This window comes from Streptomyces sp. CB02959, from assembly GCF_002803155.1.
Taxonomy (GTDB): Bacteria; Actinomycetota; Actinomycetes; order Streptomycetales; family Streptomycetaceae; genus Streptomyces.
In genome coordinates, this window is the sequence record NZ_NNBP01000007.1 from 258,609 (window position 1) to 284,780 (window position 26,172).

Below are 26,172 nucleotides of genomic sequence, written 5' to 3' on the forward strand. Positions count from 1 at the left end.
CCGTGCCCACCGCACTGATCACCGGAGCGTCCTCCGGCATCGGCCGGGCCTTCGCGGAACAACTGGCCCGACGCGGCTACGACCTCATCGCCGTGGCGCGCACCCGCAGCGCCCTGGACGACCTTGCCCGGACCGTTCGCACCTCGGCCGGAGTGCACGTCGAGACCATGGCCGTCGACCTCGCCACCGCCGGCGGTTGTGCGACTGTGGAGCGTCGGCTCACTGCCGGGGAAGCCGTCGACTTCCTCGTCAACAGCGCCGGGACCGTACTGAGTCGGCCGTTCCAGGCCAACGACGTAGCCGACGAAGCGACTCTGCTCGACCTCAACATCCGCGCCGTCATGCGGTTGACCCATGCCGCTCTGCCCCGCATGATCGAGCGCCGGTCCGGCCAGGTGGTGAACGTCTCCTCCTTCACCGCACTGGGCATCGGCGGTCTGGCCACCACCTATCCCGCCAGCAAGGCATGGGTACTCGCCTTCACCGAGGCCGTCGCCCGCTCCAGGGAGGTCGTCACCAGCGGCGTCCGCATGATGACGCTCCTCCCCGGCTTCACCGCCACCGACTTCTTCGACCGCAACCAGCTCGGCACGCTCAATCTTCCTTCCTGGGCCTGGCTGAGCCCCGGACACGTGGTCGCCACCGCCCTGAGCGACCTTGCCCGTGGCCGTTACGTCAGCATCCCCAGTCGCCGCTACAAGTGCGCAAGCTGGGCCCTGCGCCACCTGCCACACCCCCTCATCCGGCCTTTCACCTGGGATTTCACCAACCCGAGCGCGCTCTGGCGCGACCCTCGTCGCCACCGACACGGCACACGGACCCAGGACCATCCCTGACACGCGGCCCCACGCCGCCTTGGGCGTTTGCCGGGAAGTGAGCCACCGTCTGGGTTCCAGCACCCGGTAGAAGGGGGCGGAAGCTGTCTGGTTCCAGCTTCCGCCTCACTTCTTTATGGTCGATGGTGCCGCCAAGGGGATCCCCGCAGGACATGTCCACCGCCCTGGCGAGCGAACTGACCGACGCCGCAGCGCACTGGATCCTCGACGCCCAGGCCGCACAGCGGCTCCAGGACGCCCTCAACAGCCTGCGACCGCCACAGGCGTGATGCGGCTCTCACGATCCGGACAAGCACCTCCGGCACGGTCGGCCAGGGCCCGCCAGCCGTCCAGGCCGACCGTGCGGCGCCCTCGACGAGTGAGTTCCCGGACTCGATGGTCAGCTTCACCGCGGCGCCGTCGGCAGCCCAACGCGAGACCTGCTCACCCCATCAGCTCCGCCAGTAGGGCGGGGTCGCCCACCAGCGGCGCAAGCAGACTCTCCACATACCTGCGGCGGGCCGCCGGCTCCATGGCTGTGACGGCTTCACGCACCAGGCTCAAGACAGATCCCGCAGGGACGTTATGCGATCGGCGGGACAGGACCTACTAGCCTTGGGCAACTCGACGAGGATGGAGGGTTCATGACCGGGGCGGGCAGACTCGACGGCAAGAGGGCTCTGGTGATCGGTGGTGGCGGGACGGGGATCGGTCGCGCCGTCATCCGTGCCTACGCCGCCGCCGGGGCGGGAGTGGTGGTGGCCGACGTGGACGCCGCACGGGCAACCGAGGCGGCAGACGAGTTGCGGACGGCCGGATACACCGCCCATGCGATCAGCGGCGACGTCCGCTCACGTGAACAGCTCGACGACATGATCGTCGGCGCGGCGGAACGACTCGGCGGTCTGGACACCCTGGTCACGGTGGTCGGCGGGCAGGTGGCGTTCGTGCCCGCGGTCAAGCTCCACGAGATGAGCGACGAGGACTGGGAGACCGTCTACGACCTGAACCTGCGCTACGTGGCTCGCGCCGTACGGCGCGTACTTGGCCTGTTCCTGGAACAAGGAACGGGCGGGAACATCGTCAGCATCGGCTCGGTCACCGGATTCATGGCCGCACCGAAGCAGGCCGGATACGGCGCGGCGAAGGCCGGCCTCAACAGCCTGGCGCGCACCGTTGCGGCCGAGTACGCAGCCGACGGCATCCGGATGAACGTTGTCGCAGGTGGAGCGATCAGCACCGGAGTCAACAACGCCAACCCCGCCGGCGACTGGGTCCCGGAGATTCCAGCAGGCCGCTACGGCACGTCGGAGGAGATGGCCGCTGCGACCGTCTACCTGGCCTCGGACGAGGCACGCTATGTCACCGGCCAGCAGATCGTCCTGGACGGGGGAGTCTCCGTCCGCGGCCCGTTCCCCGAATAGCCGGCCGAACAAGAGAAGATGACGCTGCGTAGGCAACCACAGCGGTTCGCGCAGCAGCGGCAGAACCCGCAATGGTGGCCACGGAGTTGTCGTAGGAGCGGTCGAGCATCATCGGCAGCAGGTAGGCGGTCGATGGAGGCGGACCACTGCAGGTTGTCGCCGATCAGGGCGCGGTGGACGCAGTAGAGGCGGTTGTTGTAGATGGCCATGGCGGCGGGTTGGCGCCGGAGTGGAGGTTGACGGCGACCGGGGCGCCCCAGCCGTCCTTCGTGGTGAAGCTGATCCGCATGAGGTTGGAGACCAGGCGGGTGCTGAGGGTGCCTCGGACGAAGAGGTTGGTGACTTCGAGGTCGGGGACGTTGACGGTGACGAGGCTGGTGAGGGTGCGTTCGACGGAGGTGTTGCCGGACTGTGCGATGCCGCGCAGGTAGAAGGGGGTGGTCTGTTTGAGGTTGGGGACGGTGTAGGTACGGACGTTGGTGACGTCGATCTCGGCAGTGCCGTAGAGGAGTTTGTAGGTGGCGTTGTCGGAGGCTTGCCAGGTCAGTGTGGTGCTGCCGCTGTGTTCGAGGGCGATGGGGTCGGCCTTGAGGTTGGCGAGGGTGAAGTCCGGGGGGAACTTGCCGACCGTGAGGGTGTCGATGTCGTCGCGCCAGCTGGCGGTTCCTTCCCGTCGCCAGCTGACGATGACGGTGAGGGGGACGGTTCCGACCTGGCGGTTGACGGGGATGTTGCGGAGCTGGATGGTCACGCCCTGGCCGGGCTCGACGGTGGCCGCTCCACCAGGAGGGTTGAAGACGATCTCCTGTTCGGCCTCGTTGTGGGCGGGGGGCCAACTGGCGCCGTCGTGGTTGACGGTGGCTTCGATGTCACGAAAGTGCTCGGTCAGTGAGTGGGCGAGGTCGCCGACCGGAAATCCGACGGTGATGCGCTGGATCTCGATGGTGTTGAAGTTCAGTGCGCTGCCGACGATGACGATGTCGCCGTGTTCGAGGGCGCCTTGAGCCGGGGAGACCCGCAGCGGGTCGGGTTGGGTGGTCAGTTCGTAGACCAGCCCGGATTGGTCGGCGGAGGCGGGTGCGGCTCCGTCGGGGGCGGCGACTGTCTGGGAGACGGTCAGGCTCATGCGTGTTCTCCGGTGGTGTGGTCGGTGCTGGTGACGGCGTCGCCGAGCAGGAGGTAGCCGGATCGCAGGTCGGGGTGGCTGAAGGGGGTTGCGGTGGGGTCGGGCGAGGTGAGGGGCAGGGTGCGCCAGCCATCGGTGGCGGGTTCCGCCCAGGACCAGGTGCCGGCCGCGGTGGCTGGGGTGGGGATGAGGGCGGTGCCGTGGGCTTCGTCGGTCTGGAGTGGCCCGGCGCGGAAGGCGACGGCCATGCGGGCCAGGGCGCGGGCGGTGAATTCCTGGGGGATGTGGACGGTGCCGGTGGGCAGGACGTCGGTGGTGGCGTGCACGGGTACCCGTGGGTCCACCAGGAGCGTGGTGTTGAGGGGCTCGCCGGCGACGGAGACGGTGAAGGGTGGTTCGCCGTCGGTGGGGATGGGGCGGAGGAAGCCGTCGTGTTCGTCGACGGGGTCCACGACGGTGTCGAGGTGGTCGTAGTTGTCGTCGATGATCATGCCGATGAGGCCGTCGTCGGTGCGGTGGGGGTCGCCGAGTCGCACGAACCAGGGGTAGTCGGTGAGGTCCGGTGGTGGCGGGGCGGCGACCTGGCTCCAGGCGACGGTGGTGCGGGCCGGTCCGCACAGTTCGAGGTCGATGCGGGTGCGGACGAGGGCGAGCGGGCGGCCGAGGAGGAAGCCGAGGCCGGGGTCCTGGGGGCCGTCGGGGTCGATGGTGGTCAGCGCGTCGTCCAGGGTGGCGCGGACGGCGTGGAGCACGGCCGGGCCTCGGCTTCGGATCGCGTCGAGGAAGGCGTGTGCGTGCGGGGAAACGGCTTCGAGCTGGTCGAGTTCGGTGATCAGGGAGCCCGGTAGCGGGGCCCAGGCGAGCCGCTGCTCCCGCGTTCAACCGGGCCAGCATCTCGCGCTGCACGGCATCCGGCTGCCCGGAGCCGGTGACGCGGCGGCGCAGGAGCAGATCGGGGCGGGAGTCCGGGCCGGTGGCGAGGTTGTGGGCCAGGTCCCCGAAGCCGATACCGGTGTCGTAGACGGACTCGAAGGTCCACGACCACAGCGACACCATGCGCAGTCCCTCGCCGGGCGGGGCGGTGGCGCCGTCGAGATAGCGCTCGAAGCCGTCGAGAGCCACCAGGTGGACGACGTGCATGCCGCCGTCCACGGCAGGGAACCGGTTCGCGACGACCACCGCGTTGAGGTCGTCAGGGTGCGGCTCGGGCTCTGCCTCGCCGCGGGTGTGGGTGGCGTCCGGCGGGCCACCCTCGCGGACGTGCAGGTGGCTCGTGTCCTGCAGCCCTACCTGGACGTCGAGACCGACGAGGTCACCGCCCGCCGGGTGGCGGTGCACCTGGAGGACTGCCGCCGCTGGGGGCTGGAGGCGGCCACGTACCGGGAGATCAAGAACTCCCTGGCGCGGCGGGAGAAGTTGGACGCCACGGCAGTGACACGGTTGCGGAGCTTCAGCCAGTCCCTGCTGCACGATCCGGACGGACGGGATGGCGGTGGGGCCCAAGGGGCTGTTCCCGGGGAGTGACACGCAGGCCCGCCCTTCTGGCGGCGGTCCCGGTGAGTCGACCGGCCCTGACTGTTCCTCCCGGCGGCGTGTGGCCTGCCACCGGCGCCAGTTCACAGGACCAGGCTGGCCGCCCGGGCGTGTGCCCGGTACGCGCACCGACCGATGTGCGCTGCGGGCCGACGTGCGCTGCGGGCGATCGGGGGATTCCGCGGCGTTTCGGGGGCGATCGCTCCGGACGCGGGGGTTCATTGCGTCATATGAAGAGGACACAGAGGTCGGAGACGAGGAGAGGCGCGGGGTGTGATCGGGACGGGGCCTACAACGGCCGTGTGCCCGGCGAACTGCTCGATGTCCGCTCCGGTGACCTACGTGCTCACCCTGCTCGTCCGCGTTCCGCAGAACAGTTCGCCCAACCACAACCAATGGAGCAGCTGTGACGATCCCCAACCCCGCCTCGGTCGAACGTCGCTACGACGACCTGCGCGCGCTGTTCATCAACTGCACCCTCAAACTCACGCCGGAGACCAGCAACACCGAGGGGCTGGTCGACGTCAGCCGCCGTATCATGGAGCAACAGGGCGTGCGCGTCGACGAGTTCCGCGGTGTCGACCATGATCTCGCACCCGGCGTCTACCCGGACATGACGGATTACGGGGCGCACAGCGACGCGTGGCCGGTGCTCTACTCGCGCGTGATGGACGCCGACATCCTGGTGCTGGCCGGGCCCATCTGGCTGGGTGACAACAGCTCCGTGATGAAGCGGGTCATCGAGCGGCTCTACGCCTGCTCCAGCATCCTCAACGACCAAGGCCAGTACGCGTATTACGGGCGTGTCGGCGGCTGTCTGATCACCGGGAACGAGGACGGCGCCAAACACTGCGCAATGAACGTCCTCTACTCCCTCCAGCACCTGGGCTACACCATCCCGCCACAGGCGGACGCGGGCTGGGTGGGCGAAGCCGGCCCGGGGCCGTCCTACCTCGATCCCGGCTCCGGCGGCCCGGAGAACGACTTCACCAAGCGCAACACCACCTTCATGACGTGGAACCTGCTCCACCTGGCCCGGTTGCTGAAGGATGCGGGCGGCATCCCGGCCCACGGCAACCAACGCTCCGAGTGGGAGGCGGGCTGCCGCTTCGACTTCCCCAACCCCGACTACCGCTGACCGCTCCACACCAGGGGAGCATCACGAGATCAGTGCGGTCCGACCTCGATCTCGCCGCCGTCGGTTCCGGCTCTGCCGCGTTCGCGGCCGCCATTGCTGCCATTGCCACCATTGCCGCCCGGACCAAGGGGCAAGCGCGTGGCCATGATCGAGCGCGGTACGGTCAGCGGCACCTGTGCGAGCAGCCGCGTGTGGTCTGAGCAGGTGCTTTTGAACCACAGGGCTCGGAGGTCAGACGGCATTGACGAGGTATCAGGTGGTGGCCAGCAGGAGGTTCTCTCCGCTTGACGGGCGAAGGCCGTCAGTCCGGTCGGCGAAGTAGCGCTCGGCGAGCGAAGTCCCCGGTACGTGTCGGGCGTCTTTGAAGCCGGATTCGCGTGCCAGTGCCAGCATCTCCTGCGGGGTGTAGAAGCTGATGAACGGCGTTTCAGATGCTCGCGCGCCTTCCTCGCTCGCCCGGAGGCCGCTGCGGTCTGCGTCGTCGACGAGTTCGGTCGGCAGCAGGAAGGTCATGGCGAGCGTTGAGCTGGGTGCAAGCCCGGCAATCTGGCGCAGGGTAGCCGCGGTGGCGTCTTTGGTGAGGTACATGGTGACGCCGGTGGAGACGATGACCGCTGGCCGACCGGGATCGAAGCCAGCCGTGGCCAGCTTCTTCAGCCAGTCTTCGCTCGCCTCGAAGTCGACCGGCACCAGGTGCAGCCAGTCAGGGATGCCGTAGCCGAGTTCGACCAGGCGGTGGCGCTTCCATGCCTGGGTGCCGGGCTGGTCGACCTCAAAGATCCGCAGGCGGGAGGCGAGCTCCGGCTTGCGCTGGGCGAAGGTGTCCAGACCGGCCCCCAGGATGACGTACTGGGTCACGCCCCGGTCGGCCTGCTCAGCGATCAGGTCCTCGATGAAACGGGCGCGGGCAACGATGGCTGCCCGGAACCCGCTGGTGGCCTGCTGGTCCATGTCCGGGCGGGCGCGCCAGTCATCGCCGGGGGCCACCAGTTGCAGGCCGATCTGGTCCTCGATCACATGCGGGGGCGGGTCGACCTGAAGGTGCATCGCCCGCCAGAGGGCCGTCCGCACTGCGGTGTTGTCCGGTGCCTGTATCTGCTCGTGCGCCATGGTGTTCCCCCTTCGTCGCAGTCAGTTTTTGGCGGGAGCCTGGAGGCTCCACAGGCGCCCGTCGGGGTCGCGGACGGTCATCTCCTTGGTCCCGTAATGGGTGTCCTCGAACGGCGTGACCACCTCGACGGCGGGATCGGGACGGAACGCGTCTGCGTCCGGCACCTTCAGCGCGATCCGCGTCTGGGGCTCTTGGTCCTCGGGAACCTCGGCGATGAACACGTAGGGACCGTCGCCGTTGCGGAGCTGGCCGGAGTTGTGATCCGTCGCGAACTCCAGCTTGTACCCCAGCTCCTGGAAGAACTTCGCCGCCTTGCCCCAGTTGTGCGTCGTCAGGAACACGGCCTCGATTCCCTCGGTCGTCATGTCAGGTCTCCTTCTCGGGCGATTGCTGTTTGTCCCCATGGGCGTCGTCGAGGTAAGTGCGCAGCGCGTCAGCAACGAGCGCCGACAACGACATGCCCGACTCGATGGCGCGGTACTTGACCTGCTTGATCAGTCCGATCGGCAGGTACACGTTGAACTGCTTGACTTCCTCATCACTCACAAGTGAATGCTAGCATCCTAGCAAGCTAGATCGTAATGTGCACCGATACGGCAAACCAACCCGAGCCGCTTCAGGGCATCGGTGTCGACTTCTTGGCCCAACTGTCCGTGCGGGGGCTCCTGCGGGGCAGGCGCCGGGTCATCATGGTGATGAGTGCCCAGTTCAGGTGGGCTTCGGAGTGCTGGGGCAGCACGACGAAGCCCTTGGTGCCCTTCGGCCTGGAGACGATGCGCAGGCTGAGCCAGAGGCGTTCGCGGGCCCAGCCCACGAGGTCGCCGGCGTAGCCGCGGTCTGCCCAGGCCTGTGTGATCTGCGGCTGTGTGAGACGGAGCCGCCGGAACACGTCGCGGGCCGCATCGCGGTCCTGGAGGTCAGTGGGCGTCACCGTGATCATCACTTGCAGGCCAAGCGTGTCGACCGTGAGATGCCGTTTGCGGCCATTGATCTTCTTCCCGGCGTCGTAGTCGCGGCTGTCCTTGCCGACTGTGGAGGCGGCCTTGACCGACTGGGAGTCGACGATCAGCGTCACCGGGTGGGGGCAGCGGCCCTTGCCGGTACGGATCCGGCGGCGGAGCTGGTCGCGGATGTAGGTGATCACCCCGGCCCGGTTCCACCTCCAGAAAGACCCGTAAGCGCCCGCGGATCGCCGCTAGCTCCCGTGCAGAACAGGGGGTGTCGGTGATGCGCGCAAGGCGTTGCGCTACGGCGTTTCAGCAACGCCTTTCCGTGACGCCTGCCGTTGCCGACAGGCCCGCACCTGCCAACGGTTGGAGCAGTACACCGCTGACGTCGACCCCCACCGTCCACGACCGATCGCACACCGGGCACTCCGCCTGCTCGCCTGCTGCATTGCGATAACCCGCTGCCGGGTCTGCCGACGCCTCCGCCACCGCCGCGACCTGCACCGCCCCGAGCAGAACTCCGCTGCCGCTGCCATCTTCGGCGGCAGCGGGTCACCGCACTCCCGGCAGTACCACCGGGTCGTCCCGCCAACCCCCACGCACCAAATCATCCAGCCGTACGCACCTCACGGCCAGAGAAGAAATGCACCTACTGAGCCAGCGCCCACCGGGGGCGGGCTTAGTGCTGCTCGGGTTGGGCGAAGCCGGTGTCGTCGCCTGTGTCGAAGGCGCCGGCGGCAGTGGTCGGGTCGAATCCGGGCGGGCTGTCCCTGAGGGTGAGGCCCATGCCGGCCAGCTTCGCCTTGACCTCGTCGATCGACTTCGCACCGAAGTTGCGGACGTCGAGGAGGTCGGCCTCGGAGCGCGCCACGAGCTCACCCACGGAGTGGATGCCCTCGCGCTTGAGGCAGTTGTAGGAGCGGACCGTGAGCTCCAACTCCTCGACGGGCACCGCCAGGTCGGCGGCGAGTGCGGCGTCCGTCGGGGACGGGCCCATGTCGATGCCCTCGGCGTCGATGTTCAGCTCGCGGGCGAGACCGAACAGCTCCACCAGGGTCTTGCCGGCCGAGGCCATGGCGTCACGGGGACGCATCGCCTGCTTGGTCTCGATGTCGACGATCAGCTTGTCGAAGTCGGTGCGCTGCTCGACACGGGTCGCCTCGACCTTGTAGGTGACCTTCAGCACGGGGCTGTAGATGGAGTCGACCGGGATCCGGCCGATCTCCTGGCCGACCTGCTTGTTCTGCACGGCGGAGACGTAGCCGCGACCGCGCTCGACGGTCAGCTCCATCTCCAGCTTGCCCTTGCCGTTGACCGTGGCCAGGACCAGGTCGGGGTTGTGCACCTCGACACCGGCCGGCGGCGCGATGTCGGCGGCGGTGACCAGACCCGGACCCTGCTTGCGCAGGTACATCACGACCGGCTCGTCGTGCTCCGAGGAGACGACCAGCTGCTTGATGTTGAGGATCAGGTCGGTGACGTCTTCCTTGACGCCGGGCACGGTGGTGAACTCGTGCAGCACACCGTCGATACGGATGGACGTGACCGCCGCACCCGGGATCGAGGAGAGCAGGGTCCGGCGCAGGGAGTTGCCGAGGGTGTAACCGAAGCCCGGCTCCAACGGCTCGATCACGAACCGGGAACGACAGTCCTCCACGATCTCTTCGGTCAACGAGGGACGCTGAGCAATCAGCATGAGCTGGCCTCCAGTCTTCGGCACCCGCGATGAGATGCCGGCCACCGGACGACAGTCCGACGGCGATAGACCAAGAGTAGGGGCGATGTCGGCCATCGTCCGTATTCCCCGCGCACGGCGGGTGGCCTGCGAGCAGGGAGCAGGCGCCGAGCGGATCACCCGGCGCGCCCGCGGCTCAGGCCCCGTGGAGCTCCGGCGCGGCGTCGTCCACCCAGGGGTACCGCATCTGCACCTTGTGGTGCGGTGCATGGTGCCCGCGCTTAAGGCCGCACGACCAGGTTTCCCAGCCGTCCTCCTTGCTGCGGAGGATCTCCAGGTGGTGCTGCGGCAGGGGATGTCAGTGGAGGTTGACGTCGGCACGACCCGGCACCCGCACGTCAGGGTTCGGCGGCTGCGCCCGGACCTCGGGTGAACCGCCGAAGCGGGACCGCGGTGTGGGACCGCGCGGCGGTTGAGTTTCCGGGTGGGCCCCGGGATGAACTCCAGCCCGGCTCGGACCGAGTTCGGGGCGCGAAAACGTTGGCGTAGTGGTGATCGATCTACGAAATCGCTGGGCAGCGCAGGCGCCAGGCCAGGGCTGCGTTGACGCAGTCGGTCAGGCCGAGCCGGTGCCCCTTATAGGTGCGCATCAGGTCCTCGGCCTCGTCGAGGAGCTTGCCGTCGACGACCGCGATCTGCAGGGCCCCGGTTCGTGCGAGCGCGCCGATACGGGTGACGGCCTCGATGGCAATGTGCTCGCCGGCCCGATTGGTGAGGAGGTGGTCGAGCCAGTCGAGGCCAAGCGGGGAGACGACCAGGATCCTGGGGGTGACCAGAGGTTGAACAGAGATGTCGCGGTGGTTGTAGGCGGCCAGCCACACGCAGGTGTCGACGACGGCGGGGGAGTGCGGTGAGGGCGCGGTCACCGGTCGAGGTCCTCCCGGAACAGGTCGTCGGTGCGGGCGGAGAGGTCCGGGGGTCCGTCAAAAAGCGCCCAGGCGTCGAGGGGTACGGCCGTGGCCGCCAACGACGAAGGTCCCCTCCGAGGAGGGGACCTTCTGTGGAGCGCCCGGCCGGCCTTGCACCTGCATCTCCCACCGGTTGGTGGACGTCTTTCCTTGGACCACAGACGCGCGACTTCCTCCCGGTGTCCGCGGAGCGAAGCTGCACCATGATCATATCGGATCAGCGAGGCCGATCCGTCCACCTCGCCACTGGCTGGGGTGGCCACGGTGCGGGGGAGTGGCTGACCGTCGAGTCCGCGCACCCGGCCGCCGGCTCGGCCAGGGCACCCTTCTCGATACGGTCGGCGGTGAGGGCCCAACGGAGCTTCGTTGAGACCCAGTCAGCGGTGTGGGTGCAGGTGGCGCCCTTGGCCGGTGGCATCCACTCGGCAGGGTCCTTGTCGCCTTTGGTGCGGTGGGGACCCGAGCTGACGGCTCCGAGGCTGGGTTCGGCGTCGAGGTCGTTGGCATACGGCTCACGCCGGTCCGTACCAGCATGGTGCCAGAACCGTGGCCACCTCGACTGGAGCTTCACCTCATCCCGATACATGTCCTGAGCCATCCACGCCCCTGGGGCGGACGTCGATTCGGCCGATTCAGGTCGGTGCCGTAGGATGCAGCGTGCCGTCGCGGGGTGGAGCAGCTCGGTAGCTCGCTGGGCTCATAACCCAGAGGTCGCAGGTTCAAATCCTGTCCCCGCTACTCAAAAGTGAAGGCCCGGTGGATTCCACCGGGCCTTCACTGTTCGCGTGCTCGATCGAGGTCATCGATCATGCCGACGAGGTGCCCATACCCTCTCGGTGATGATGGCGCCCTGGCGGTCCAGACCTGATCTCACGGTGAGGTTGGCGGGGAGGGACCGCGTCGTTGAGCGCCCTGTAGTGGGCGAGCGGCGGGGCTGGTCAGTTCCAGAAGCCGTGGTGGACTTCGCGGGCGTCGGCCAGCTCGACCGGGCCGATGACGGGGAGGTCGCGCTGCCCCGCGGTGAAGACGTTGCGGCACGGCAGGGCCATGGTGGGGTTCTCCTCGTTGGCGCCGGTCAGGGCGAGGAGTTCGTCCTCGCCGAGGGCGTAGACGACGCGGCCGATGTTGCCCCAGTAGATGGCTCCGGAGCACATCGCGCACGGTTCGGTGCTGGTGTAGAGGGTGCAGGTGCGCAGGAACGCGGCGTCGTATGTGGCGGTGGCCAGGCGGACGAGGTTGGTCTCGGCGTGGCCGGTGGCGTCGCGGTTGGTGGTGACGGTGTTCTCGGCCTCCAGGAGGATCTCGCCGTCGGGGCCGGTGAGCAGGGCGCCGAAGGGGTGGTTGCCGGCGGAACGGGAGCGGCGGGCGACGGCGACGGCGGCGTGGAGCAGCTCGATGTCGGCGTCGGTGGCGGTGGGAGCGGTGGTGGGGACGGCGGTCATGCCGGGATCTCCTTGTTGGTGTGTGCGGTGTGGGTGTGGGGTGCCGTCGGGCGGCGGTGTACGCGGGTGAGCGCGTAGTGGGCGAGGCCGGCCGTCAGGAAGGCGACGGCGGCTGCGCAGGAGCCGAGGGCCGGGTGGTCCTTGGCGATCGGTCCGACGTAGACACCGGGCTGGCTCATGAAGGGGACGGCGGCGGCCAGTCCGAGTAGCCAGGAGGCGAAGCCGGTACCGAAGCGTGGAGTGGGGGACTGCGCGCGGGCTCGGAAGCGGTGGACGAGCATCACGGCGAGCCAGGGTGCGATCCAGTTGCCCAGGAGGATGAGGAAGTTCTCGAAGGACTTCCAGTAGTCGCCCTGCCCGGTGGTCCAGCCGATGGCGCCGCCGATCACGCCGACGACGAGGACGGCCTGCCAGCGGGCCATCTTCACGCCGGCGATCAGCCAGGCCAGGGCGCCGGAGTAGCAGTCCAGACAGCTGGAGGTGATGGTGGACAGGCCCAGCGCCAGCATGGTGACGGTGGCGAGCGCACCGGGCAGCACTTGGCCGACGAGGTCGGTGGGGGTGCCGATGAAGGCGATGGTCCCGATGGCGGCGCCGAGGCTGGCAATCCACACCGAGCCCAGCCAGGTGCCGGTGAAGGCGCAGGCGAAGAGCCGACGGGGCGGGGTGCCGGCGGGCATGTAGCGGGTGTAGTCCGCTGCGTACGAGGAGAAGCTGAGCGCGCGGGCCGCCTGGACAGCGATGGTCAGCGCGAATGCGCCGGTGAAGCCGAGCGCTCCCGCCTTGTCGGGAGCGAAGTGGGAGCCGAGGTCGCTCTTGGCGTACCCGTAGACCGAGACGCCGATGAACAGCAGCGGCAGGACGACGGCCATCGCCTTCTGTACGAGGTGGATGAACCCGTAGCCGACCAGCGCGATGGCGACCTGCGCCAAGGTGACCAGCGCGAACGCCGGGGCGAAACCGCCGCCCATGAGGGTTTGGACGGCGAACGCGCCGAGCACGGAGTTGACCGCGAACCATGCGCACGCCTTGAAGAAGACCAGTACCGCGGGGACTGCCGCGCCGTAGCGGCCCAGCGGGACGCGGGTCTGCACCAGCAGCCCGACCCCGGCGCGCGGCCCGAAGGTGGACATGACGCCGATCGCGGTGGCGCCGACGGCGCTGCCCAGGACGATGGCGAGCAGTGCCTGGACCCAGCCGAGCCCGAAGGCGGCGGTGGCGAGCATGCCGCTGGAGAGGCTGGAGAACTGGACGTTGGAGCTGAACCAGAGCGTGAACGAGGAGCCTGGTCCGCCGCTGCGCCCGTCTTCCGGTATCGGTTCGACACCGGAGGTCTCGACCGCTGTCGCGGCGCGCAGGGACCCTTTGATCTTCTGCGCGAGTGTGGTGCTGTGCTGAGCCATGCCGAGCCTCCTTCCGTCATTCGTAGGAATCAGGGAAAGCCGTGCGCTGCAGCAACCGCAGTACACACCTGATGCACCACGGGCCGGCATCCTCGGTAGAGCGCAAACTCTGGCCCGGAACCATCGCCCCTTCGTACGATCGTCGGAGACGAAGGAAGGGGACGGGATGCGCGTAGCGGATCTGCCCGCCATGCCGGAGCTCCGGCTGGCTCTGCTTGCCGACGGCGGCCCCGGCGGCCTGGATCGCGAGGTGCGCTGGGTCTACACCACCGACCTGCTGGAGCCCGCAGCCTTCCTCTCCGGCGGCGAACTGGTACTGACCAGCGAGGGCTGGTACCGCACCGAAGCCGACTGCGAGACCTTCGCTGCCTCGCTGGCCCAGGGCGGGGCCGCCGCCCTGGTCGCCGGTGACATCCTGCTCGGCGAGGTCCCGCCCGCCCTGGTCGCCGCCTGCAGCCGGCACCGCATCCCCGTGCTGGCCGCGCCCGCCGACATCAGCTACAGCACCCTGTCGCGCACCGTCATCGACCGCATCAACCACGAGCGCGGCCGCGAACTCGCCGACGTGCTCGGCCGCCACCGCCGCCTGGTCACCGCGCTGGTGGAAGGCGCCGACCTCGGCGGCCTGGTCGCCATGCTCGCCACCGAACTCGACACCCCCTGCTGGGCGTTGTCCCCTGCGGGCCGCCTGCTCGCCGGGCCCGCCCACGCGCTTCCGGCCGTCACCCGCACCCGCCTCGCCGCCCACGCCCTGCACGCCGAACGTCTGCCGGCCACCATCGACGGCCGGACCCTGCTGCCCATCGGCCGCCGCAGCGCCGGAGGCGGACTCCTCGTCGTCCACGGCACCCCGGATGACACCACCACCGCCGAACAGACCGCCGAACTCCTCGCTCTGGGCGGTGCCCGCCGCGACGAACGCCGCCGCACCGAGCAGCAGTTCCACGCCCAGCTCGTCGAACTCCTCGACCAGCAGGCACCGGCCGCCGCCGTGACCGCCCGCCTGCGGACCACAGGACTGGCCACCGACCGGCCCCTGCTCGTCCTGACCGCCCTGACCCGCGGCGCCCTGCGCTCCTGGGACCTGGCCGCCGACCTCGCCGAAAGCGCCCTGGACGAAGACCCTGACATCCGCACCGTCATCGCCGGCAGTGAGAGCGGCCTGACGATCCTCGCCTCACTGGGCACCCACCTCGACGACACTCACCTGGCCCGCCTGCTGCGCGACCGCCTGACCCAGTTCGAACCCGCCGCCGACGGCGGCCGCATCGCCTTCGGGCTCAGCGCCAGCCCCGACCCTGCGGGCCTGTCCCGCGCCCTGGAGGAATCCCGCCACGCGGCCCGCCTCGCCGCCCTGCGCCCCCACTGCCTCGCCCTCGTCACCGCCGGCGAACTCGACTCCCACCTCCTGCTCCTGGCCGGCGTCCCCGCCGAGATCCGTGGCTCCTACCGGCACAGCCTCCTCGGCCCACTCCACGCCTACGACACCGAACACGGCACCGACCTGGTGCACACCCTCACCGTGTTCCTGGAGGCCAACGGGGCCTGGCGTACCGCGGCCACGGAACTCCACATCCACGTCAGCACGCTCCACTACCGCATCGGCCGCATCGAGCAACTCACCGGCCGCGACCTGTCCACCGCCCGCGACCGCGTCGACCTCTACCTCGCCTGCACGATCAGCGACCACTGAAGCGTGCATGGCCGCCACGCCCGTGATCCAGTCCACTGTGACTTCCTCGCCAGCTGCCGGCCCCGCTACGGCGCCTGACGGATAGTGCGGGGCCTGGGATCGCCGGGTCCCGGCGCAGCGCAAGGCCCGCCGCGAGCTCGGACACCAGCCGCAGAGTAGGCCGCGACCTGGGATCTCAGGAGCCATCCACCAAGCGCGCGCCCGGCCCGGGCGTGCGGCAAACGTCTTCCGAGCCTAGGTGGCTGTGCCCCGCGGCGCACTCGAGGACGACCTTGACCGGCTCATCGCAGGAGCTCGCATCGTCGACGGGCCGGTGCCGGACGATGACCGACGGACCCTGCGGGTCGGCGAAGGGGATCGGCCATGCCCATATTTGACGTGTACATTCCCGACGGCGCGCTCCAGCCGGACGCCGAGGCGGCGCTGCTGAACCGCATCACCGAGATCCTCATCCGCAACGAGGGATTCGACCCCGCCGACCCGGTGAGCCGTTCCGTCTCCTGGCTCTGGCTGCACCGACCGGCCGGCGTCTACGTCGGCGGAGAACCCGCGGACGCACCTCGCTACAAGGTCGTCCCGTCCGTCCCCGAGGGCCAGCTCGACGAGCAGAAGCGTGAGAGCGTCATCGCCGAGGTCACCGAGGCAATCCTCGACGCCGAGAACGGCGCCTGGCCGCGTGACGCCCGCCGGATCTGGGTGTTCCCCACCGAGATCCCCGAGGGCCACTGGGGCGGCCGGGGCCAGATCAGGCCGCTCGCGACGATCCTCGCCCGGCTCAGCGGCGGCGACACCAAGCGGGCCCGTACGCTCGCGCGTGAGCGGATCGCTGCCAGCCGAGCCGAACACGCCCGACTGCCCTGATGAGCGGCGAACGCGAACTGGCCGCCGATAGAAGGCGACTGGGCCCTCTCGGTGCGCTGGACGGCCGTCACTTGATGGTGGTGTCGCCGAGGGCCTCCAGTACCGGCCGGAGGCCCTCGGCGGCCTTCTCGACCAGCTCACGGTCCACATCGGCGAGCAGTCGCGCGTAGTTCGCCAGATGGTCGGTGAAGGCGGCACCGATGACCTCGTGTCCGCGCTCGGTGAGGTGCATCTTGACAGTGCGCCGGTCCTCTCCGTCGCGCACTCGTTCCACCAGGCCCTTGGCCTCCATCTTGTCGGCGCGATTGGTGATCGTGCCGGAGGCCACCATGGATGCCTTGAGGAAGGTCCCGGCGGGGAGGGCGTAGGGCGGCCCGGAGCGCTGCAGCGTGCTGAGGATGTCGAACTCGCCAACGTCCAAGCCGTGTTTGGCGGAGCTTGCTTTCGGGTCGGGGGACGGCGTGGCGGACTGCCGTTAGGGACCTGAAGGGCTCGCAGACCCGTCCGGCATCGCGTTCACCGTGCCCGCGGCCGCGTCCGGGACGGAGCGCGAGTGCAACCGCGACCGCACCCTTGAGGCCACGAGCCCGCCCCCAAGCGCGGCAAAGCAAGAAATTAGCGGCGCGGGCGCCATCGACGAGTGATCCATGGTGCCCATGGCCCTCCACCTGCGCCACACCGCCAAGCGGCGGAGCCGCACCTTGCAAGGCACGAGGCTCCCAGGGAAGTTGTCGGCGTTCCGCGTGCTCGCCGGGCGCCCCCTGACCTCCTGGTCGGGCTGCGACCAGAGGCGCGACCTGACGTGCGACCAGGAGCGCGACCAGCTCACCTGTCAGCGGCGCCTACGCACACGGCGGGCCCGGCCGAGGTACCCGCACCCCGCCGAGCCCGCCCGAGGCGCAAGCCCACCACCTGCACTCTGACGGCCCGGGCAAGCCGACACGAGGAACGAGGCTCGTCCGTCGTCCGATCCGGAAGGAATGCACATGGCACTACAGGTTCTGCCGGTGCGGGAGAGCACACCCGCGCTGTGGAAGAACGGCGGTGGGCGTGCGGATCAGCGCAGTCCGGCGAAAAGGTCGTTCTCGGGCACGGCCGCGCCGGTGGTGTCTTGGACGCGTACGAAGGTCTCGAGGCCCATCAACTCGGTGAACTTCTCCCGGCCCATCCCGAGGAAGAAGATGTTCTCCCCTTGGCTGGCGTGCGCGGCCAGTGCATCGAACTTCTGACCGCCGAAGTCGGCGGTGTCCACCCAGGTGGTGATCTCCTCGTCGGGGAGCCCGATCTCGGCCAGCGCGGCGGCCTCGGCGGGATCCGGCTCGTGGCCGTCCGCACCGAACTCGCGCATGGCCTCCCCGAACCGCTGCATCATCGAGCGGGGCGCTGTCGTCCAGTACGCCTTAGGTGTCAGCGCGGCCTTCGCCAGCGCCGCCATCGTGATGCGGTTGGCCTGGATGTGGTCGGGGTGGCCGTAGAAGCCGTTCTCGTCGTAGGTGACGACCACATCGGGGCGGTAGCGTCGCATGAGTTCAGCGAGCCGGTCAGCGCCCTCCTCCACAGGTGTCTGCCAGAAAGATCCAGGGGCGTTGTTCGTCGGCCAGCCCATCATCCCGGAGTCGGCATAGTCCAGCATCTCCAGATGACTGACCTTGAGGATGTCGCAGCTCGCCTTGAGTTCTTGACGCCGCATCAAGGCGACGGCCGCCGGATCGTGTCCGGGGTCACCCGGCTTGACGCCGCCCGGTCCGTCACCGCAACCACCGTCGGTACACGTCACCAGGACGGTGCGGATGCCCTCCGCCGCGTACCGCGCGAGGACACCTCCCGTGCTAGTGGCCTCATCGTCGGGGTGGGCGTGCACCGCCATGAGCGTCAAGGGCCAGTCATTCATGAAACAGTCCTCCTGGGTGAAAAGGCATAGGCATGAGTCCGCAGTGGGCGTATGGGCAGGCGCCCCTCAATACCCGGTGTAACTGTGCTGGCCGGACCGGTGTTCCCGCCGTGCACAGAAACTCCCCTGACCTTGGCCGTGTGGGTCCGCACCGTGGCACACCCCGCCGGCCTCAGTGGCGGGCAACGAGCAGGCTCACAACTCCCAGCACCTGGAGAGGGCCGGGGCCACTTCTCACCGATCCCGCGCTCGTCGGTAGCACGACGGTATGGGCAACGGGATGGGGCGCGGTGGCAGGCCCGGACGAACGCACGCTATGGCCGCGCCTCGTGACCGCGGGCGGTTGAGCAGGCTCGGGTCATCCACCGCCGGCACGCCATCCGACAACGACCCCACGAGACGCCGTGGCCGCGCCGGCTGCACGAGCAGACGGTGTGCGCGGTGATGCTGCGGCGCACCACCCACGACCAGACCCGCGCGGTCGACGACGTCACCATGAACGACGCCGCGATGATGTGCGCCCGAGCCTTGCGCGCAGGCGGTCTTGAGCCGGGCCAAGGGCCAGGCATCGCCGGCAACCACGAAGGGATCCTCCCACCGGCCGCTGAGACGGTGGGAGGTGCTCGAAGGCCTGGCGCCGGCGGCGTCGCCGGGGTGCCGCCGTCGCCCCAGACCCGCAGGAGGACCACCGCTTCGACGGGCTGGATCGGGCCGTGTACGGAGGCGCGCGGCGCCGCCGGCAGAGAGCCCGAACCCCACTGACGTGAGGAAGCCCGCTTCGGGTCAGGTCGTCCCGGTCAGTCCGGTGGGAACCTGCCACTCGTAGCGACGGCCCTTGTTGGTCAGCCGCAGGCCGTTCTTGAACACAGCCAGCCCCAGCTCGCTTGCCGCCTTCGCGACGAGGGGGACGGCGTCACCGGTCTTCCCGTAGCCGAAGTTCATCACAGACCCGGCCTGGAGCGCGGTCTTGGTGAAGTCCGCCGCCGGGACCTTGACCAGGTCGGCGGCCGGGTCTCCGATCAGGTGCCGGATCAGGGTCGGCCCGGCACCGGTGAAGGCCGGTCCGGGCAACACCTCACGGATGAAGTCGAGGATCGCCTTGGTCAGGGTGATGCCGGCCTCCGAGGACCTCTGCTGGCGCCGGAGGATGGTGTCGCAGAGTTCCGCGCCGTCTTCGAAGGTGGCCGGGTTGAGCCGGTTGTCGACGCCCAGGACGTGCCCGACGACCCGCCAGACATGGAAGAAGGCATCGCGGTCCTCGCGCGGCAGGTCGACGCCCAGCCGTCCCAGACCCCGGGGGATGACGACCGAGAAACTCATCAGTGTCCCGGCCAGGTCCTCCTGGTTGACCGGCAGCCCCCAGTCCCCGTCCCAGTCGTCCTGACGGCCGACGTGGTACCGCATGGTGGCGTGCAGCAGGCGGATCTTCTGCGCCGAGCGCAGCCCGCGTCCCCGGGGCCCCAGCCCCCCGTCGTCGAGGACGTCGACCACGAACTGCGAGGTCTCCATCAGCCGCCGGTACACCCCCGAGGTCAGCCGCTGCGAACGTGCGAGTACCTCGGCCCCGTTACCGCAGCCGTAGCACAGGGGAAGGGAGCCGCACAGCAGCGTCGAGACGACCAACGCCTCATAGCGGCCCAGCAGGCTGCGACCGCGCTCGATCAGCTCCGGATCGGCCCAATCGGGCAGTACCGAGCTCAGCTCGAAGTATCGCCGGAGCTGGGGCGGCAGATCGGTGGGCAGCGCCTCGCTGTTCTTGCCGAGCCCGCGCAGCGCCTGCCGCACCTCTTCCTGCCGACCCAACTCGTAGGTCTCGGTGATCGCGGCGTCGCCGGCCACATCACCGGTGCCCCGCATCCAGTCCAACACCTCGTCCGTCCACGCACTGGCGGGCATTCCTGCCTCCTCGAAGTAGTCACGAGCGACGCCCACCTCTACCAGCCCACAGGGTTCTTCAGCGGGAACATCACCCGTATGAGGAGAGGGCGGTGGCGGACCGCGAACCAGATAGGTAAGTGATTCGCACGCCTCAACGGGGTTCGTAACCTAAGCATCGCCATCAACAGCGTCGACGCCACATGCAAACACAACGGCCGCAACTACATCGTGTGGCAGTACTTCCGCGGGGTCCAAAGGCACACGCCGCGCTGCGGAACAACGACGTGGGGATGGAAATACACTAAGCTGCGCCACGGCTGGAACAGTGGCATGGACGGCAAGATAAAAAAAGCAATTGCCAACGGAGTCCCAATCGGCCGAGGCGGCTTCTCGATCTACACGAATCAGTGCCCGCCGGTCGAAAGGTTTCGCACTATCATCGGCACTCCTGCCGGACTGAATGACGTTCTCACCGCGTACAATTTCACAAACCTGGCCAGCGGCGGCACGTGCTGACTCCGGCGCGGAGGGAAGCCGTCCATCACTGACGAAAGCGAAGGGCGGATGGTTCGCATGGTGGATCAGACGCCAGCAGAGCGAGCCCTGGCCTGCTCATACACCACTGGTGACGGACAGGTCAGATTCGACGTCTCCAGCCTGTCGGTCCGGCATCATGCTGACCGCAGCGCGACCTTGACGTACGAGATCGCCGTAGTGCGTCAAGGCCGCCAGGAGGAACACTGGATGTTCACTCTGCCCTGGGACGACAAGTCCTTCGTGGACGTCCTCACCTCCTCCCACCCCGACCCTCATCGCCTCCAACAACTCGTGCACTTGGTTCGCGCCTCGTTGGAAGAGTGGTGGGACACCAAGGGGCGGAACAGGCGAATCGCAAAAATGGGGCGTCAACTGCGCTGAGCGGCCTCCCCTGTAGTCCCCGCCCTGCTTCTTGGGGCGGGGACTACTTCATGTCAGCAAAAATCGGTCGCCCGCGCACCCGAGCATGTCGCAGCAGCTATCGCGAGGGGTCTTGCGCGAAAGCCGTTTTGCGAGACGTTGTGAGAAAGAAGATCAGGGATAAAGCGGACATGGTTCGGCAGGGGTCCGTGGTCTCTCAGAACTACTCATCTCTGTGAGCATGAAGCGCAGGGCTGTTGCAAAGTTGCATGATCTCGTGGGTGCCCTGGGTCGAAGTTGCCTCGACGCCATGTCCGTTGCCCCCTAGCGGTGTTACTGTCGCGCCATGTCCAAGATCGAGATTGACGCGATAGCCGCCGAGTTCTTCGGAGCCTTCGACAACCGCGGCGGCAAGGCCGCGGACGTGGCCCGGATCCGCCGGCTGGTCATTCCGGGTGGTGTGATCGTGTCGACCGGGCCGAAGTACACGGTCTACACCGTGGACGAGTTCATCGAGCCGCGCGAACGCCTGCTCGCCGACGGCCGGTTGGTCGAGTTCTCGGAGTGGGAGACCTCCGAGCGAACCGAGATCGCGGGCGACATCGCGTCGCGTTTCGGCGAGTACCGGAAGGCCGGCATCCTGGACGGCGAGCCGTTCGAGGGCGGCGGGACCAAGACCATCCAGTTCGTCCGCACCCCGGAGGGCTGGCGGATCGCGGCGTTCTCCTGGTACGACCAGCCCTGAGAGTCCGCAGGTCGCGGCGGTCCAAGGAGCGCGGGCTGGGCCGTCACGCACGCAGCGAAGCTCCGGTTGAACGGGGTGACCTTCCCAAGTCGCCTCGCACCACCGGAGCTTCGATGTGTCGTCAGTCTGCCACCGTCTGCCTGATCAAGTCGCCCGCTCTGGCGGACACTGCGGGTTGTCGCTGGTGGAGCGGTTGCGGCTGTTGCCGGATCCGCGTCGACGTCGAGGGGTGGGTCACCCGTGCGTGGCGGTGCTGCTGGTTGCCGCCTCCGCGGTTGTCTCCGGCGCACGCTCGTTACACGGCCAGACGCCCGCCGCCCAGCTGCCGGCCGCGATGACCGGCGACGGCCGAACCGTCACCCAGCTGCGGGTCCCCGACAAGACCAACGAAATCACCTGCTTCGCCGCGCTACTGGCGCCCTTCGACCTGACCGGGGTCACCGTCACGGCCGACGCCCTGCACACCCAGTGCGCGCATGCGCGCTTCCTGGTGGACGAGAAGAAGGCGCACTACCTCTTGGTGGCCAAGGCCAACCAGCCCGAACTGCACCGCAGGCTGCGATCACTGCCGTGGAAGGACGTCACCGCCCGCCGCTACGACCGGGAGATCGGCCACGGCCGCCGGGAGACCCGAGTGACCAGGGCCCTCACCGTGACCGACCTCGGCCTCGACTTCCCCCACGCCGCCCAGGCTGTACGCATCCTGCGCCACCGCACCGACCGCACGACCGGAACCGTCAGCCGGGATGACGTCCGGGCCGTCGGCGACGGTCAGGGGTTCGGGGCAGGTTCCTGCACCAGGTTGAGTGCTGTCTCGCTGAAGGCGCGAACGCGGGCTGTCGCACCGCCGGCGGGCCATACCAAGCCCCAGTCCACTGGCGCGGCGTCCTCGAAGGGGACGTAGACGACGTCGGGTCGAGCGAAGTAGCGCCTGGTGTGGGCGCCGACGGCGAAGACCCCCTCCCCGGCGCCCACGAGCGTCAACGTCTCGTTGAACGTCATGGCCGAGGGGCCGAGTGCGATGGGCCTCCCCATGGGGGTCCGGCGCGGCGCGCGGTCCTCGCGCAGGGATTCCGGCAGCGTCTCGGGCATCTGCAGCACGGTCACGCGAGCCAGATCCTCGACGGAGACGGTTGCGCGGCGGGCGAACGGATGCCCTGTCGGCACGGCGAGCATGCGTGCCTCCCGCACCAGGACCGGCCCCATGACGATGCCCTCCTTGTGCATCGGATGGCAGGTCAACGCTTCCAGTTCGTGCCGCTCCAGCATCCCCGCACCCTTCCCATCGTTAATCGAGGCTTCACGATCGTTGCGCAGGTGCGCATTGATGCCCTATCCGGACCGCAGCAGGATCAGAGGCGTTGAAAAGCCGACGCAAAGGCCGACTCACCTGCACAGGAGAACATCATGTACGTCGTCCGCGACCGCGCCCTGACCACCCCCGCTCACGACACCGCCGCGGCCGTCGCGGAACTCAGGGACCGGGCGGAGATCGCCGACGCGCTCTACCGCTTCGGCCTGGGCCAGGACCTCAAGGACAAGGAGCTGTTCGCCTCGGCCTTCGCCGCCGACGCCGAGCTGGACTTCCGCCCGGCCGCCTCCAAGTGGGGGGCCGAGCCGCCGCTGATGTCCGGGCGCGACACCATCGTCGCCACCATTCTGGCCATGTTCACCGGCCGGGTGGACACCACACACCAGGTCACCAACACGCGGATCACGATCGATGGCGACACCGCCCGGCTCACCGCCCTGGTGGAAGCCCAGCACCTGCTCATCGCCGACTCCGCCACACACGCGCTGCTGAAGAATCCCTACGACGTCGACCTGGTCCGCGACGGCGACCGCTGGGTCATCCGTCGGCTTCGCATCGACAACACCTGGTACACCGGCGAACCCACCGCGATCTTCGGCTGACGCCCGCCCCGCAGAACCGCACAAGGGCCTCCCTGACCCGGAGAGCTCATGGCCCTCTCGACTCCCTGCACAATTCCCCGATCCCGTGGAAAGGGCACGACATGAAGATCGCAGTGACCGGCGGACGGCCGGTACGGACCCGTCACGCCGAGGCCGAGACCTGCGCCGACCCCAGCAGTTCGATGACGCTGCTCGCCGACTCGGACAGCACCGCCGACGGCTTCACCAGCTACCTTCGGCAGCCCCGCCTGGCGGGCTGCCCTGGAGGTCTCGGCGTGATCGACTCCACCGTCCCAGTCCGGGTGGCCCGGCCCTCGCGGAGCCTCGCGGCCGCCGAACGTTTCTCCGTGGACGGCCTCGGCCTGGCCGTCCTGTGACGCACGACCGAGCGCGTTCCGGGCGAGCACGACCTGCTGATGGTCGGCCCGCCCGGCGCCGCCTGGCATTTCGAGCTGACGCACGACCCGGAGCGGCCGCTGGCGCCGACCCCGACGGTGGACGACCTGTTCGTGGTCTACCTCGGCAAGCCGGCGGACGAGTCCCTGATCGACCGCCTGGTCGCGGCCGGCGGTACCCGCGTTCCGGCACCCAACCCGTACTGGGACGAGCACGGTGTGACGATCGCCGACCCGGACGGCTACCGCCTGGTGCTGTGCTCCCGCACCTGGGTCTGAGCAGCGTCGGGCGAGTCATGAACTGCACGCGGCCGGAGCCGGATCGCGGTGACGGCGACGGTGACGGTGACGGCGCCACCACTCCACCCAGCGACCCGGGCTTTTCTTCGTTGTCGCACAGCGATGCCGTCATGACCGGTCTCAAACTCGTGGCATCTTCCTCGCCTGGCCCTTGGCGTGTGCCACGCCGGGTTTGCCAGATCTCAGGCCGGCGTAGGCCCCGGTCCGGAGCGACGAGCCCTGTCGTGCGTGCCCGCGTTCGGACTTGACGTGGTGGGTGGTCATCCCGTCCATCCGGTGTGGTGCAGCCAGTCCCCGAAGGTCATCAAGTCGGGGTGCAGGCGGCGCAGGAGGGAGATGTCCCGGTCTCGGTGGTAGAGATCGCGGTCGGCGAAGAACCGGAACATCGCCGCGTAGTCGTGGCTGAAGTCGGGGACGGTGGCGTGCAGTTCGTCGTGCGGCATCGGGAGGTAGGTGCTGGGGGTGCCCGTGACGTGAGTGAAGGTGGCGGCGATCTCGTCGCCGGTGAGGCTGTCGCCGATCACCGCGAGGTCGCGGGCGCCCCAGGACTGCCAGTTGTCGAACATGTGGCAGGCGAACCAGGCGATGTCGTCGAGGGCGACAAGCGGGTAGTGGGCGGCGCCGAGGGGGAGCCTGAAGACCAAGCCGCCCCGGCCGTCCGGTCGCGGGGTGAGTCGGTCGCGCAGGTTCTCGAAGTACGGCGCCGTGGTCAGTACCGAGACGTGGTTCGTGTACCAGCCGTCGGTCTCCTTGCGGAGCATTTCCTCCGACCGCAGCAGGTCGATGTGGGCGGTGACGGCGGCTTTGCTGTCGAAGTGCGGGACGGGGCGGCCGGTCAGTGACACCGCGCTGTCCAACGAGGACCAGATGAAACGCTCCACGCCGGCCCGCTCCGCGGCGGCCAGCAGGTCCAGGCCCTGCCGGTACTCGCCCACGGCGCTGCCCGTCGCGAAGAAGTCGGTGTTGGCGAACACGCGGTCGGCCTGCCCCATGAGGGCGTCGAGGGCCGCTGGGTCGGAGCGGACCAGTTGCAGGCGGTGGGGTGCGGTGGCGGCGAGTTCGATGGCGTGGGTGGACTCCGGGTTGCGGGTGGGGATGGTGATGGTGGCGTCGGTGGTGGCGAGCAGGTGTTGGATCACGTGGCTGCCCATGGCTCCGGTGCCGCCGACGACGAGGGCGTGGGTCATGGCGTAACTCCCTGGTGTGTAAGGACGTGTTCGGCCACCTGGGCGTGGGTGGCGACCCAGATGTCGTCGGACGCACGGAGGTGGTCGAGGATCTGGGTGACCATGCCCGCGAGGAGCGGTCGGCCTCCGACGTGGGCGTGGACGGTGAGGTGGAAGACGCCTGGGCCGGGGGCGGCGCGCAGTTGGCCCAGTAGCGCATGGTGCAGGTCGCGGTAGGCGTACGGGCCTGCCGCGGCGCTGCGGACGTCGGAGTGGTCGCTGTGCATGAGGGAGACCAGGGGGCCGTGAGCGGTGGGCAGGACCTGCGGGAGGTCGTGGTCGTTGTGGTCGCCGGTCCAGCGGTAGCCGGCCTCGGTGAGGAGATCGCAGGTGCGCTTCGAGCCGGTGGCGCGCGGGCTCATCCACCCGGTGGGGCGAACGCCGGTGACTGTCTGGAGAACGTCGGTGCAGCGGCGGATGTTGTCCCGCTCGGTGTCCACGTCGAGCAGTGCGGGGACGACGTCCTGAGTCCAGGAGTGCCCGGCGATCTCGTGCCCTGCCTGGTGCACGGCCGCCACCGTGTCGGGGTACCGCTCGGCGACGAGGCCGTTGATGCCGACGGTGGCGGGCAGGTCACCGAGGATGTTGAGCAGCCGCCAGATGCCGGTGGTGACGCCGTAGTCCACCCAGGAGGCGCTGTGCGTGTCGTCGACGCCGGACAGCGGCCACGCCGCGGCCATCGGCGCGTAGGCGGGACCGTGCCCTGGTGACCACAGCTCCAACGCGACTGTGATCAGCGCGGCGACCTTCTTCCCGCCCGGCCAGTCGATCTCTTTACTCATGTGTGTCC

26 protein-coding genes, 1 tRNA gene and 3 pseudogenes are annotated in these 26,172 nt (G+C 68.9%); 13 read left to right on the top strand and 17 right to left on the bottom strand.

Annotation, left to right across the window (positions count from 1 at the left end):
* The first annotated feature begins 2 nt into the window (after positions 1 to 2).
* Both CG747_RS14255 and CG747_RS14260 read left to right on the top strand, forming a co-directional pair.
* On the top strand, positions 3 to 836 hold the full coding sequence (locus tag CG747_RS14255; RefSeq protein WP_100602176.1) for an SDR family oxidoreductase: 834 nt from the start codon (positions 3 to 5) through the stop codon (positions 834 to 836).
* A gap of 623 nt (positions 837 to 1,459) precedes the next feature.
* On the top strand, positions 1,460 to 2,239 hold the full coding sequence (locus CG747_RS14260) for an SDR family NAD(P)-dependent oxidoreductase (RefSeq protein ID WP_100602082.1): 780 nt from the start codon (positions 1,460 to 1,462) through the stop codon (positions 2,237 to 2,239).
* Between the two features lie 163 nt (positions 2,240 to 2,402).
* Here the strand turns inward: CG747_RS14260 and CG747_RS14265 are convergent, their stop codons facing one another.
* Together CG747_RS14265 and CG747_RS49360 are read right to left on the bottom strand one after the other, a co-directional pair.
* Positions 2,403 to 3,365, bottom strand: a complete 963-nt coding sequence (locus tag CG747_RS14265; RefSeq protein WP_100602083.1) for a hypothetical protein — start codon at positions 3,363 to 3,365, stop codon at positions 2,403 to 2,405.
* Positions 3,362 to 4,117: a hypothetical protein gene (locus CG747_RS49360; protein ID WP_100602084.1), complete on the bottom strand. Its 756-nt coding sequence runs from the start codon at positions 4,115 to 4,117 to the stop codon at positions 3,362 to 3,364. Before CG747_RS49360 ends, CG747_RS14265 begins: the two co-directional genes overlap by 4 nt.
* A gap of 76 nt (positions 4,118 to 4,193) precedes the next feature.
* Between CG747_RS49360 and CG747_RS49365 the strand changes: the two genes are divergently transcribed.
* Both CG747_RS49365 and CG747_RS14280 read left to right on the top strand, forming a co-directional pair.
* Entirely contained in the window at positions 4,194 to 4,889 is a 696-nt protein-coding gene (locus CG747_RS49365) for a hypothetical protein (RefSeq protein WP_257980409.1), read from the top strand.
* A 415-nt stretch (positions 4,890 to 5,304) separates the two neighbouring features.
* On the top strand, positions 5,305 to 6,036 hold the full coding sequence (locus CG747_RS14280) for a flavodoxin family protein (RefSeq protein WP_257980410.1): 732 nt from the start codon (positions 5,305 to 5,307) through the stop codon (positions 6,034 to 6,036).
* A 29-nt stretch (positions 6,037 to 6,065) separates the two neighbouring features.
* On the opposite strand, the gene CG747_RS47180 is transcribed toward CG747_RS14280, so the two are convergent.
* From CG747_RS47180 to CG747_RS14310, 7 genes are all read right to left on the bottom strand, one after another.
* A complete protein-coding gene (locus CG747_RS47180; RefSeq protein ID WP_146022081.1) occupies positions 6,066 to 6,278 on the bottom strand; it encodes a hypothetical protein in 213 nt (70 codons plus the stop codon).
* 10 nt (positions 6,279 to 6,288) lie between these two features.
* Positions 6,289 to 7,146 carry a class I SAM-dependent methyltransferase gene (locus tag CG747_RS14285; RefSeq protein WP_100602085.1) on the bottom strand — a complete coding sequence of 286 codons (858 nt, stop codon included), beginning with the start codon at positions 7,144 to 7,146 and terminating at the stop codon, positions 6,289 to 6,291.
* 21 nt (positions 7,147 to 7,167) lie between these two features.
* Entirely contained in the window at positions 7,168 to 7,512 is a 345-nt protein-coding gene (locus tag CG747_RS14290) for a glyoxalase/bleomycin resistance/extradiol dioxygenase family protein (RefSeq protein WP_100602086.1), read from the bottom strand.
* Position 7,513: 1 nt separating this feature from the next.
* Positions 7,514 to 7,693 carry a CopG family transcriptional regulator gene (locus CG747_RS14295; RefSeq protein WP_100602087.1) on the bottom strand — a complete coding sequence of 60 codons (180 nt, stop codon included), beginning with the start codon at positions 7,691 to 7,693 and terminating at the stop codon, positions 7,514 to 7,516.
* Positions 7,694 to 7,763: 70 nt separating this feature from the next.
* Positions 7,764 to 8,291: a transposase gene (locus CG747_RS14300; RefSeq protein WP_100602088.1), complete on the bottom strand. Its 528-nt coding sequence runs from the start codon at positions 8,289 to 8,291 to the stop codon at positions 7,764 to 7,766.
* 482 nt (positions 8,292 to 8,773) lie between these two features.
* The gene (locus CG747_RS14305; RefSeq protein WP_100602089.1) at positions 8,774 to 9,790 is read right to left on the bottom strand and encodes a DNA-directed RNA polymerase subunit alpha; all 1,017 of its coding nucleotides are present in this window, start codon (positions 9,788 to 9,790) and stop codon (positions 8,774 to 8,776) included.
* A 539-nt stretch (positions 9,791 to 10,329) separates the two neighbouring features.
* Positions 10,330 to 10,695: a hypothetical protein gene (locus CG747_RS14310; protein ID WP_100602090.1), complete on the bottom strand. Its 366-nt coding sequence runs from the start codon at positions 10,693 to 10,695 to the stop codon at positions 10,330 to 10,332.
* A gap of 706 nt (positions 10,696 to 11,401) precedes the next feature.
* On the opposite strand from CG747_RS14310, the gene CG747_RS14315 reads away from it, so the two are divergent.
* Positions 11,402 to 11,475, top strand: a tRNA-Met gene (locus CG747_RS14315).
* 200 nt (positions 11,476 to 11,675) lie between these two features.
* Here the strand turns inward: CG747_RS14315 and CG747_RS14320 are convergent.
* Together CG747_RS14320 and CG747_RS14325 are read right to left on the bottom strand one after the other, a co-directional pair.
* Positions 11,676 to 12,179, bottom strand: a complete 504-nt coding sequence (locus tag CG747_RS14320) for a nucleoside deaminase (RefSeq protein WP_100602091.1) — start codon at positions 12,177 to 12,179, stop codon at positions 11,676 to 11,678.
* Positions 12,176 to 13,582 (bottom strand): cytosine permease, encoded by a 1,407-nt coding sequence (locus tag CG747_RS14325; protein WP_180985530.1) that lies wholly within the window; start codon positions 13,580 to 13,582, stop codon positions 12,176 to 12,178. Before CG747_RS14325 ends, CG747_RS14320 begins: the two co-directional genes overlap by 4 nt.
* Before the next feature lie 166 nt (positions 13,583 to 13,748).
* Here CG747_RS14325 and CG747_RS14330 point away from each other — a divergent pair, with 166 nt between their 5' ends.
* Both CG747_RS14330 and CG747_RS14335 read left to right on the top strand, forming a co-directional pair.
* Complete coding sequence (locus CG747_RS14330) at positions 13,749 to 15,275, top strand: PucR family transcriptional regulator (RefSeq protein WP_180985531.1); 1,527 nt, start codon at positions 13,749 to 13,751, stop codon at positions 15,273 to 15,275.
* A gap of 363 nt (positions 15,276 to 15,638) precedes the next feature.
* The gene (locus CG747_RS14335) at positions 15,639 to 16,136 is read left to right on the top strand and encodes a tautomerase family protein (protein ID WP_100602093.1); all 498 of its coding nucleotides are present in this window, start codon (positions 15,639 to 15,641) and stop codon (positions 16,134 to 16,136) included.
* A 67-nt stretch (positions 16,137 to 16,203) separates the two neighbouring features.
* Here CG747_RS14335 and CG747_RS14340 read toward each other — a convergent pair.
* The 3 genes and pseudogenes from CG747_RS14340 to CG747_RS14355 all read right to left on the bottom strand — a co-directional run.
* Positions 16,204 to 16,560: pseudogene (locus CG747_RS14340) on the bottom strand (MarR family winged helix-turn-helix transcriptional regulator); the annotation flags it as partial.
* A 633-nt stretch (positions 16,561 to 17,193) separates the two neighbouring features.
* Entirely contained in the window at positions 17,194 to 18,027 is an 834-nt protein-coding gene (locus CG747_RS14350) for a PIG-L family deacetylase (RefSeq protein ID WP_100602095.1), read from the bottom strand.
* A 783-nt stretch (positions 18,028 to 18,810) separates the two neighbouring features.
* Entirely contained in the window at positions 18,811 to 19,923 is a 1,113-nt protein-coding gene (locus tag CG747_RS14355) for an oxygenase MpaB family protein (protein WP_100602096.1), read from the bottom strand.
* 312 nt (positions 19,924 to 20,235) lie between these two features.
* On the opposite strand from CG747_RS14355, the gene CG747_RS14360 reads away from it, so the two are divergent.
* From CG747_RS14360 to CG747_RS50950, 4 genes and pseudogenes are all read left to right on the top strand, one after another.
* Positions 20,236 to 20,421: a hypothetical protein gene (locus CG747_RS14360; protein ID WP_100602097.1), complete on the top strand. Its 186-nt coding sequence runs from the start codon at positions 20,236 to 20,238 to the stop codon at positions 20,419 to 20,421.
* Positions 20,422 to 20,649: 228 nt separating this feature from the next.
* On the top strand, positions 20,650 to 20,823 hold the full coding sequence (locus CG747_RS47970) for a hypothetical protein (RefSeq protein ID WP_180985532.1): 174 nt from the start codon (positions 20,650 to 20,652) through the stop codon (positions 20,821 to 20,823).
* Positions 20,824 to 21,148: 325 nt separating this feature from the next.
* Positions 21,149 to 21,547: a nuclear transport factor 2 family protein gene (locus tag CG747_RS14370; protein WP_100602099.1), complete on the top strand. Its 399-nt coding sequence runs from the start codon at positions 21,149 to 21,151 to the stop codon at positions 21,545 to 21,547.
* A 334-nt stretch (positions 21,548 to 21,881) separates the two neighbouring features.
* Positions 21,882 to 22,133, top strand: a pseudogene (locus CG747_RS50950) (transposase); the annotation flags it as partial.
* Between the two features lie 185 nt (positions 22,134 to 22,318).
* On the opposite strand, the gene CG747_RS14380 reads toward CG747_RS50950, so the two are convergent.
* Positions 22,319 to 22,816, bottom strand: coding sequence for a LysR substrate-binding domain-containing protein (locus CG747_RS14380; RefSeq protein WP_100602100.1), 498 nt, complete (start codon positions 22,814 to 22,816; stop codon positions 22,319 to 22,321).
* Between the two features lie 138 nt (positions 22,817 to 22,954).
* On the opposite strand from CG747_RS14380, the gene CG747_RS14385 reads away from it, so the two are divergent.
* Together CG747_RS14385 and CG747_RS14390 are read left to right on the top strand one after the other, a co-directional pair.
* Positions 22,955 to 23,461, top strand: a complete 507-nt coding sequence (locus CG747_RS14385) for a nuclear transport factor 2 family protein (RefSeq protein ID WP_100602101.1) — start codon at positions 22,955 to 22,957, stop codon at positions 23,459 to 23,461.
* Between the two features lie 275 nt (positions 23,462 to 23,736).
* Positions 23,737 to 24,135: pseudogene (locus CG747_RS14390) on the top strand (VOC family protein).
* A 281-nt stretch (positions 24,136 to 24,416) separates the two neighbouring features.
* Here the strand turns inward: CG747_RS14390 and CG747_RS14395 are convergent.
* Both CG747_RS14395 and CG747_RS14400 read right to left on the bottom strand, forming a co-directional pair.
* Positions 24,417 to 25,343, bottom strand: a complete 927-nt coding sequence (locus CG747_RS14395) for an NmrA family NAD(P)-binding protein (RefSeq protein ID WP_100602102.1) — start codon at positions 25,341 to 25,343, stop codon at positions 24,417 to 24,419.
* A complete protein-coding gene (locus CG747_RS14400; RefSeq protein ID WP_100602103.1) occupies positions 25,340 to 26,164 on the bottom strand; it encodes a polysaccharide deacetylase family protein in 825 nt (274 codons plus the stop codon). The genes CG747_RS14395 and CG747_RS14400 overlap by 4 nt, the downstream gene beginning before the upstream one ends.
* Positions 26,165 to 26,172: the final 8 nt, after the last annotated feature.

What these genes read in the sequence shown, in the direction of transcription:
- CG747_RS14355 (WP_100602096.1), bottom strand. Translation starts at nt 19,923, where the DNA reads ATGCCCGCCAGTGCGTGGACGGACGAGGTGTTGGACTGGATGCGGGGC.
- CG747_RS14265 (WP_100602083.1), bottom strand. Translation starts at nt 3,365, where the DNA reads ATGAGCCTGACCGTCTCCCAGACAGTCGCCGCCCCCGACGGAGCCGCA.
- CG747_RS14305 (WP_100602089.1), bottom strand. Translation starts at nt 9,790, where the DNA reads ATGCTGATTGCTCAGCGTCCCTCGTTGACCGAAGAGATCGTGGAGGAC.
- CG747_RS14290 (WP_100602086.1), bottom strand. Translation starts at nt 7,512, where the DNA reads ATGACGACCGAGGGAATCGAGGCCGTGTTCCTGACGACGCACAACTGG.
- CG747_RS14360 (WP_100602097.1), top strand. Translation starts at nt 20,236, where the DNA reads ATGGACGGCAAGATAAAAAAAGCAATTGCCAACGGAGTCCCAATCGGC.
- CG747_RS14380 (WP_100602100.1), bottom strand. Translation starts at nt 22,816, where the DNA reads ATGCTGGAGCGGCACGAACTGGAAGCGTTGACCTGCCATCCGATGCAC.
- CG747_RS14400 (WP_100602103.1), bottom strand. Translation starts at nt 26,164, where the DNA reads ATGAGTAAAGAGATCGACTGGCCGGGCGGGAAGAAGGTCGCCGCGCTG.
- CG747_RS14285 (WP_100602085.1), bottom strand. Translation starts at nt 7,146, where the DNA reads ATGGCGCACGAGCAGATACAGGCACCGGACAACACCGCAGTGCGGACG.
- CG747_RS14325 (WP_180985530.1), bottom strand. Translation starts at nt 13,582, where the DNA reads ATGGCTCAGCACAGCACCACACTCGCGCAGAAGATCAAAGGGTCCCTG.
- CG747_RS14260 (WP_100602082.1), top strand. Translation starts at nt 1,460, where the DNA reads ATGACCGGGGCGGGCAGACTCGACGGCAAGAGGGCTCTGGTGATCGGT.
- CG747_RS47970 (WP_180985532.1), top strand. Translation starts at nt 20,650, where the DNA reads ATGTTCACTCTGCCCTGGGACGACAAGTCCTTCGTGGACGTCCTCACC.
- CG747_RS47180 (WP_146022081.1), bottom strand. Translation starts at nt 6,278, where the DNA reads ATGCCGTCTGACCTCCGAGCCCTGTGGTTCAAAAGCACCTGCTCAGAC.
- CG747_RS14350 (WP_100602095.1), bottom strand. Translation starts at nt 18,027, where the DNA reads ATGAATGACTGGCCCTTGACGCTCATGGCGGTGCACGCCCACCCCGAC.
- CG747_RS14335 (WP_100602093.1), top strand. Translation starts at nt 15,639, where the DNA reads ATGCCCATATTTGACGTGTACATTCCCGACGGCGCGCTCCAGCCGGAC.
- CG747_RS14320 (WP_100602091.1), bottom strand. Translation starts at nt 12,179, where the DNA reads ATGACCGCCGTCCCCACCACCGCTCCCACCGCCACCGACGCCGACATC.
- CG747_RS14370 (WP_100602099.1), top strand. Translation starts at nt 21,149, where the DNA reads ATGTCCAAGATCGAGATTGACGCGATAGCCGCCGAGTTCTTCGGAGCC.
- CG747_RS14385 (WP_100602101.1), top strand. Translation starts at nt 22,955, where the DNA reads ATGTACGTCGTCCGCGACCGCGCCCTGACCACCCCCGCTCACGACACC.
- CG747_RS14395 (WP_100602102.1), bottom strand. Translation starts at nt 25,343, where the DNA reads ATGACCCACGCCCTCGTCGTCGGCGGCACCGGAGCCATGGGCAGCCAC.
- CG747_RS14330 (WP_180985531.1), top strand. Translation starts at nt 13,749, where the DNA reads ATGCGCGTAGCGGATCTGCCCGCCATGCCGGAGCTCCGGCTGGCTCTG.